At 71.8% G+C, this 7,921-nt stretch carries 2 protein-coding genes; both read left to right on the top strand.

Translation table 11 applies throughout. The features are described 5' to 3' along the window. On the top strand, positions 1–2,304 hold a 2,304-nt coding region (locus ACIBCK_RS39110), incomplete at its 5' end, for an SDR family NAD(P)-dependent oxidoreductase (RefSeq protein ID WP_399398134.1). Between the two features lie 4 nt (positions 2,305–2,308). Then, positions 2,309–7,921: type I polyketide synthase (locus ACIBCK_RS39105; protein WP_399398136.1), on the top strand; the 5,613-nt coding region annotated here is incomplete at its 3' end.

Here is a 7,921-nt window from a genome sequence, read left to right as displayed (position 1 = left end):
GGTGAGGAGCGTTTCCTGACGGCGCTCGCGGAGGCGTGGGTGGCGGGTGTCGACGTCGACTGGTCTGCGGTCGTCCCGGCCGGACATCGCGTGGAACTGCCGACCTACGCCTTCCAGCACGAGCGCTACTGGCTGGAGCCTGCATCAACCACGCACGAAACAAAGGAAGTTGACACTGAGGAAACCGCCTTCTGGGACGCCGTGGAACGCGGCGACCTCGCGGAACTCACCGGGACCCTGGAGCTGGAGTCCTCCCGGGAACTCGGCGCACTACTGCCCGCACTCTCCTCCTGGCGTACCCGACGCCGTCAGGACACGACCATCGACACCTGGCGCTACCGGGTCGAGTGGTCCCCGTTGACCGGACTCCCCGCCACCGGCGTGCTGTTCGGTACCTGGCTGGTCGTCGTCCCCCCGGCCAGCGAGCTGACGAAGTGGGCCACCACTGCGCTACGCGCCGCCGGTGCCGACGTCGTGGAGTTCGAAGTCGGCGACGGCCCCGCTCCGGACCGCGACACCCTTGCCGCACGCCTGAAAGAGACCACCAACCTCCAGGAACCCCTCTCCGGCGTCCTGTCGCTCACCGCCGCGGCCGACCTCGCGCTGCCGGTCACCACGGTGCCCACCGGGGTCGCCGCCACCGTGACGCTGAGCCAGGCGCTCGGCGACGCGGGCATCGCCGCACCCCTGTGGATGCTGACCCGTGGGGCGGTGTCCACCCGTGACGACGACCCCGTCGACCGCCCGGCCCAAGCCGCGGTCTGGGGCGTGGGCCGGGTCGCCGCGCTCGAACACCCCGACCGCTGGGGCGGGTTGGTCGACGTCCCACTCGCTCCCGACAGCGCCGCCGGCGACTTGCTGACCGTCATCCTGGCCGGCGACACCGACGAGGACCAACTCGCGATCCGCGAGAGCGGCATATCCGCCCGCCGGCTCGTACGCGCACCTCAGGACACTGGCACCACCCAGCCCGTGCCATCTGCCTGGACCCCCACCGGAACGGTGCTGATCACCGGTGGAACCGGGGCCATCGGCGCCGAGGCGGCCCGCTGGCTGGCCGGCAGGGGAGCACCGCATCTGCTGCTGGTCGGCCGGCGTGGCGAAAAGGCCGACGGCGCACGGGAGTTCGCGGAGGAGCTGACCGCACTCGGTACGACGGTCACCCTGGCCGCCTGCGACGTGACCGATCGGGACGCGCTGGCTGAGGTGTTGGCGGCGATACCGACGCAGTGGCCGTTGACCGGCGTGCTGCACGCGGCCGGCGTCGACGGTGTGACCGTACTGGACGAGGTCGACGCGGACCATCTCGACACCGTGCTCGGTGCGAAGGTCACGGGTACGCGCCAACTGCACGAGCTGACCCGGGAGATGAACCTGGAACGGTTCGTGGTGTTCTCATCCGGCGCCGCGGTCTGGGGCGGCGGAGGTCAGGGCGCGTACGCCGCGGGCAACGCGTTCCTCGACGCACTGGTACGGCACCGCCGCCACCTCGGCCTGGCCGGAACTTCGGTGGCGTGGGGCTCCTGGGCCGGTGGCGGCCTCGCCGCGTCGCCCGACGCGGACCGGCTGCGGCGACTCGGGGTCGTCCCGATGGAACCCGAACTGGCGGTACGAGCCCTGGCGCGGGCGATCGACCGGCAGGAGGACGGTCTGGTCGTCGCCGACATCGACTGGGACGTCTTCGGACCCGCGTTCACCGCGAGCCGCCCGAGCCCGCTGATCGCCGCGCTGCTGGACGACCCTACGCCGGAAGCGGCCGACGAGCAGAGTGCCGACGAGACGTCCGTACTGCTCGACCGGCTGTCCGCCGCACCGGCCCGACAGCGGCGGCAGATCCTGCTCGATCTGGTCCGTACCGAGGCCGCGGCGGTCCTGCGGTACCGGGACGGACAGGTCGTCGAGGCCGCGCAGCCGTTCAAGGACCTCGGCTTCGACTCGCTCACCGCGGTCGAGCTACGGAACCGGCTGAGCCGGACGACCGGGCTCCGGCTGCCGGTGAGCCTGGCCTTCAACCACCGCAACCCCACCGGGGTCGCCGCCTACCTCGGCTCGGAACTCGGCGTCGCCGACGACGAACCGACCGCCGACAAGCAGCCCGCCGAGCCAGGAGAGGACGCCATCCGGAACGCGCTGGCGACCATTCCGATCGCTCGGCTACGTGCGGAGGGCCTGGTGGACGCGCTGCTGCGACTGAGCGGCGATACCGACACGTCCGCCCCAACCGCTGACGGCGACTCGATCGATGAACTGGACGCCGACGCGTTGATCGATATGGCGCTGAACGCCGACCGAGACGATGCCTGAGCCTGTGGAGAACTCGATGAACACTCGTGGCGACAAGGCCGTCGACGCCCTCCGAGCCTCGCTCAAGGAGGTCGACCGGCTCCGCCGGCAGAACCGGGAGATGCGGAGCGCGGCCCGGGAACCCATCGCCATCGTCGCGATGAGCTGCCGGCTGCCCGGCGGCGTCGGCGCGCCGGAGGACCTGTGGCAGCTGCTCGCGGACGGCACCGACGCGATCGTCGACTTCCCCGACGACCGCGGCTGGACCCAGACCGTGGCGGAAACCGGCGGCTACACCCGCCGCGGTGGATTCGTGCCGGACGCCGCCGAGTTCGACGCCGCGCTGTTCGGGATCAACCCGCGTGAGGCGCTGGCGATGGACCCCCAGCAGCGGCTGCTCCTTGAAGCGGCGTGGGAGGTCCTCGAACGGGCCGGTATCGACCCGCACTCGCTGGCCGGCAGCGACACCGGCGTCTTCGTCGGCGCCTCACCGTCCGGGTACGACACAGTGGGCCAGATGCCCGAGACCACCGTGGGCTATCAGCTGACGGGTAGTGCCAGCAGTGTGCTGTCCGGTCGGCTTTCCTATGTGTTCGGTCTTGAGGGCCCGGCGGTCACCGTGGACACCGCCTGCTCATCGTCGCTGGTCGCCCTCCACCTGGCGGTCCAGGCGTTGCGGCAGGGCGAGTGCGGCCGGGCGCTGGTCGGCGGCGTCGCCATGATCACCACCCCGGCGGCGTTCACCGAGTTCGGCAAGCAGGGCGGGATGGCCTCCGACGGGCGGTGCAAGTCGTTCTCCGCCGCGGCGGATGGCACCGGCTGGAGCGAGGGGGTCGGCGTACTGCTCGTCGAACGGCTCTCCGACGCGCGCCGAAACGGCCACGACGTCCTCGCGGTCATCCGAGGCAGCGCGGTGAACCAGGACGGCGCGTCCAACGGCCTCACCGCACCCAACGGCCCCTCCCAACAGCGCGTCATCCGACAGGCACTCGCCAACGCCCGGCTCACCACCGCCGACGTGGACGCGGTGGAGGCACACGGCACAGGTACGGCGCTCGGCGACCCGATCGAACTCGAGGCGCTGCAGGACACCTACGGCAGGGACCGCACCGACGACCGTCCGCTGTGGCTCGGTTCCGCCAAGTCCAACCTCGGTCACTCCCAGGCCGCTTCAGGTGTGGTCGGCGTCATCAAGAGCGTGCTTGCGCTGGGCAACAGCCTCCTGCCGCGCACCCTGCATGTCGATGTCCCCACACCCCACGTCGAATGGGAGGGCGGCGGTGTCCGCCTGCTCGCCGACGCCCGCCCATGGCCCCGTACGGACGCGCCACGCCGGATCGGCGTCTCCGCGTTCGGCGTCAGCGGCACCAACGCCCATCTGATCCTCGAGGAAGCGCCGGCTCCGACCCTTGAGAACACGCCGGCCGAGGAGCCGGCGGAGCCGGGCGTCGTCCCGCAGCCCGTGCCGCCGCTGCTCTGGCCGGTGTCCGCGCAGACGACCGAGGCGCTGCGCGCACAGGCCGAACGTCTCTCCCGCCGGCTGTCGAACGGCGCGGAGCAGCCGGCCGATGTGGGATGGTCGCTGGCGACGACCCGGGCGGCGTTGACGCGGCGCGCCGTAGTGTTCGGCGCTGACCAGGCCGAACTGCTCGCGGGACTCCAGGATCTGGCCGACGCGCGCCCGGCCGGCGGTGTGGTCACGGGCGCGGTGGACGAAGGCAGGACCGGGTTCCTCTTCACCGGCCAGGGCGCGCAACGCGTGGGCATGGGCCGGGGGTTGTACGAGTCGTTCCCCGTGTTCGCCGAGGCCTTCGACGCGGTGTGCGCGGAACTGGACCCGAACCGTGAACGTCCGCTCAAGGACGTGGTGTTCACCGGCGCCGAGCTGGATCAGACCGAATGGGCACAGGCCGGTCTGTTCGCCGTCGAGGTCGCGGTGTTCCGACTCCTTGAGTCCTGGGGTGTCGCCCCGGACCTGCTGCTGGGCCACTCGATCGGCGAGATAGCCGCCGCGCACTGCGCCGGAGTCTTCTCGCTGTCACACGCCTGTCAACTCGTCGCCGCGCGCGGCCGGTTGATGCAGGGGCTGCCCTCGGGTGGCGCGATGCTCGCGGTCGAGGCGACCGAGGCCGAGGTCGTCGATGCGATCGCCGGCCAGGCCGATATCGCCGCTGTCAACAGCCCCACGTCGGTGGTGGTCTCCGGCTCCGAGGAGACGATCGGCGCGCTGGCGACACGCTGGGCGGGGGAGGGGCGTCGTACTCGCCGGCTGACGGTCTCGCACGCGTTCCACTCCGCGCTGATGGAGCCCATGCTGACCGAATTCGCCTCGGTGATAGGCACGTTGGACTTCGCCGACCCGGTCATCCCCGTGGTGTCCAACCTGACCGGTGAGGTGGCCGAGCCTGGTCTGATGTCGAACCCGGAGTACTGGGTGCGGCAGGTACGGCAGGCGGTCCGGTTCGCCGACGGGGTGGCACGGCTACGGGATCAGGGCGTGTCCCGGTTCGTGGAGCTGGGCCCCGACGGGGTGCTCTGCGCCATGGCCCAACAGACCGTCGCCGACGCCGTGTTCGCGCCAGTGCTGCGCAAGGACCGGGACGACACCGCTACCGCGCTGACCGCGCTGGCCCGGCTGTGGACCGCCGGCGCCGAGGTGGACTGGCGCTCACTGCTCCCCGAGGGCCGCAGGGTCGAGCTGCCGACCTACGCCTTCCAACGCGAGCGCTACTGGCCAGAGGCGACGCCCGACACGGTCGCCACCCGGCCGTCCACCTCGCCGGACGAGGACCGGTTCTGGGAGGCGGTGGAACGAGCGGACCTCACCGAAATCGCCGGCACCCTCGGACTGCGCGACGATCCCGGGCCCCTGGCGAACCTCGTACCGGCGCTGTCGTCCTGGCGACGGTCCCTGCGCCAGGAGTCCCTCCTCGAATCCTGGCGCTACCAGGTGCGATGGGAGCCACTCACCAGTGCCCCCGGTGGCTCCCTCACCGGGACCTGGCTGATCGTCACCGCCGACGACAGCGACCCCACCCAGGACGTGGCGAACGCCCTGAGCGCCGCCGGAGCGCGGGTCAGTGAACTCACCCTCACCCCGGCCGACGACCGGGCCACCCTCACCGAGCGGCTGACCGCCGCCGCCCCGGACGGCGTCGTGCTCGTCGTGGGCGGTACGAGCCCTCGACCGTCAGAACCCACCGACCTCGCGCCGCTGCTCCGCACCTACCAGGCGCTGGGCGACGCGGAGCTGGCCGCCCCGCTGTGGTGCCTGACCCGGGGCGCGGTGTCCACCGGCGACGGCGATCCGCTACTCCACCCGGAACAGGCACCGTCGTGGGGGCTCGGCCGGGTCGCCGCGCTGGAGGGCCCCACCACCTGGGGCGGACTGGTCGACCTGCCGGCCCATGGCGACGACACCACCGGCCCCTGGCTGGTCGCGCTGCTCGGCGGCGCGGCCCAGGAGGACCAGGTCGCGCTCCGCGACGGGCAGGCGTACGGCCGCCGGGTCGTACGCGCTCCACTGCCGCGGGGTTCCGCACCCCGGTGGACCACTGCCGGCACCGTACTGGTCACCGGCGGAACCGGAGGGCTGGGCGGCGACGTGGCCCGCTGGCTCGCCCAGCGCGGGGTGCCACATCTGCTGCTGCTGAGCCGTCGCGGCGCGGACGCGCCCGGAGCGGACGAACTCACCGCCGAGCTGGGCGCGCTGGGCACCCGGGTGACCGTCGTCGGTTGCGATGTGGCCGACCGCGAGTCACTGGCCGCGGCGCTGGCCGCCGTACCCGCTGAGTTCCCGCTCACCGGTGTGGTGCACACCGCCGGCGTCGGAGTGGCAGGACCACTGCTGGACACCGACGAGAACGAGGTCGCCGAGGCGATGCGCGCCAAGGTCACCGGCGCGGCGCTGCTCGACGAACTCACCGGCGATCTCGACCTGTTCGTCGTCTTCTCCTCCATCGCCGCGACCTGGGGCAGCGGCGGTCAGGGCGCCTACGCCGCCGGAAACGCATTCCTCGACGCGCTGGTGGAGCACCGCCGACACCGAGGCCGCACCGGAACCGCGATCGCCTGGGGGCCGTGGGCCGAGGTCGGCATGGCCGCCAACGACGAGGTCGCCGAGTTCCTACGGCGCCGTGGTCTGCCCGTGATGGACCGTACGGTCGCTCTGCGGGCACTCGCGGGCGCCGTCGACCATGACGAGACCACCGTGAGCGTCGCCGACGTCGACTGGAAGCTGTTCGCTCCGGCGTTCGTCTCCGCGCGCCCGAGCCCGCTGCTCGCCGAACTCTTCGAGGCACAGGGGCTGGTCACGGCGCCCACCGACGCCGACACCCCGTCCACCGAACTCCGCGACGCGCTCACCGCCGCGCCCGAGACCGAACGGCACCGACTGCTGCTGGACGCGGTCCGCGCGCACACCGCACTGGTACTGGGGCATGCGAGCGTCGCCGTGGTGGAGCCCCGCCGCGCCTTCCGCGACCTCGGGTTCGACTCGCTCACCGCTGTCGAACTGCGCAACCTGCTCACCTCCGAGACCGGGCTGCCCCTGCCGGCCACCCTGGTCTTCGACCACCCCACGCCGACCGCGTTGACCGACCACCTGCTCGGCCGGCTCTTCGGCGACACCTCCGTGGCCCCCGCCGCGACCCCCGTCCGCACCTCCGCCACTCTCGACGAACCCATCGCGATCGTCGGCATGAGCTGCCGCTACCCCGGCGGAGCCAACTCGGCCGAGCAACTGTGGGACGTGGTGGCCTCGGGCCGCGACGTCGTCTCGGACTTCCCCACCGACCGTGGCTGGCCCGAGGACGGGGGCGGCGACTACGCGCGCCGTGGCGGATTCGTCGACGCAGCAACGGAGTTCGACGCGGCGTTGTTCGGGATATCGCCGCGTGAGGCGTTGGCGATGGACCCCCAGCAGCGGCTGCTCCTTGAAGCGTCCTGGGAGGCCTTCGAACACGCCGGCATCGACCCGCTCTCGCAGAACCACACCCGTACCGGCGTACTCATCGGCGCCTCGTCATCCGGCTACGGCCTCGGCACCGACCTCTTCACCAGCGCGGAGGGGCATGTGCTGGCGGGGGGTTCGAACAGTGTGATCTCGGGCCGGGTGGCGTATTCGTTCGGTCTTGAGGGTCCTGCGGTAACGGTGGATACGGCGTGTTCGTCGTCGCTGGTGGCCCTGCATCTCGCGGTCCAGGCGCTGCGCAACGGTGAGTGTGACAGGGCACTGGCCGGTGGTGTGACGGTGATGGCGGGACCCAGCATTTTCGCCGAGTTCAGTCGCCAGGGTGGGTTGGCGGGGGATGGGCGTTGCAAGTCGTTCGCGGGTGCGGCGGACGGTACGGGGTGGTCCGAGGGCGTCGGTGTGTTGGTGTTGGAGCGGTTGTCGGACGCCGTACGCAACGGCCACGAGGTGCTGGCGGTGGTGCGGGGGACCGCTGTCAATCAGGACGGTGCGTCGAATGGCCTGACGGCGCCCAACGGTCCGTCGCAGGAGCGGGTGATTCGGCAGGCGTTGGAGAGTGCGGGCCTGTCGTCGTCGGATGTGGACGTGGTGGAGGCGCACGGTACCGGGACCAAGCTGGGTGACCCGATCGAGGCGCAGGCGTTGCTGGCGACGTATGGCCAGGGG

It is taken from the genome of Streptomyces sp. NPDC051218 (genome assembly GCF_044455475.1).
Classification (GTDB): Bacteria; Actinomycetota; Actinomycetes; order Streptomycetales; family Streptomycetaceae; genus Streptomyces.
This window is presented reverse-complemented; position numbering and strand designations above follow the sequence as displayed.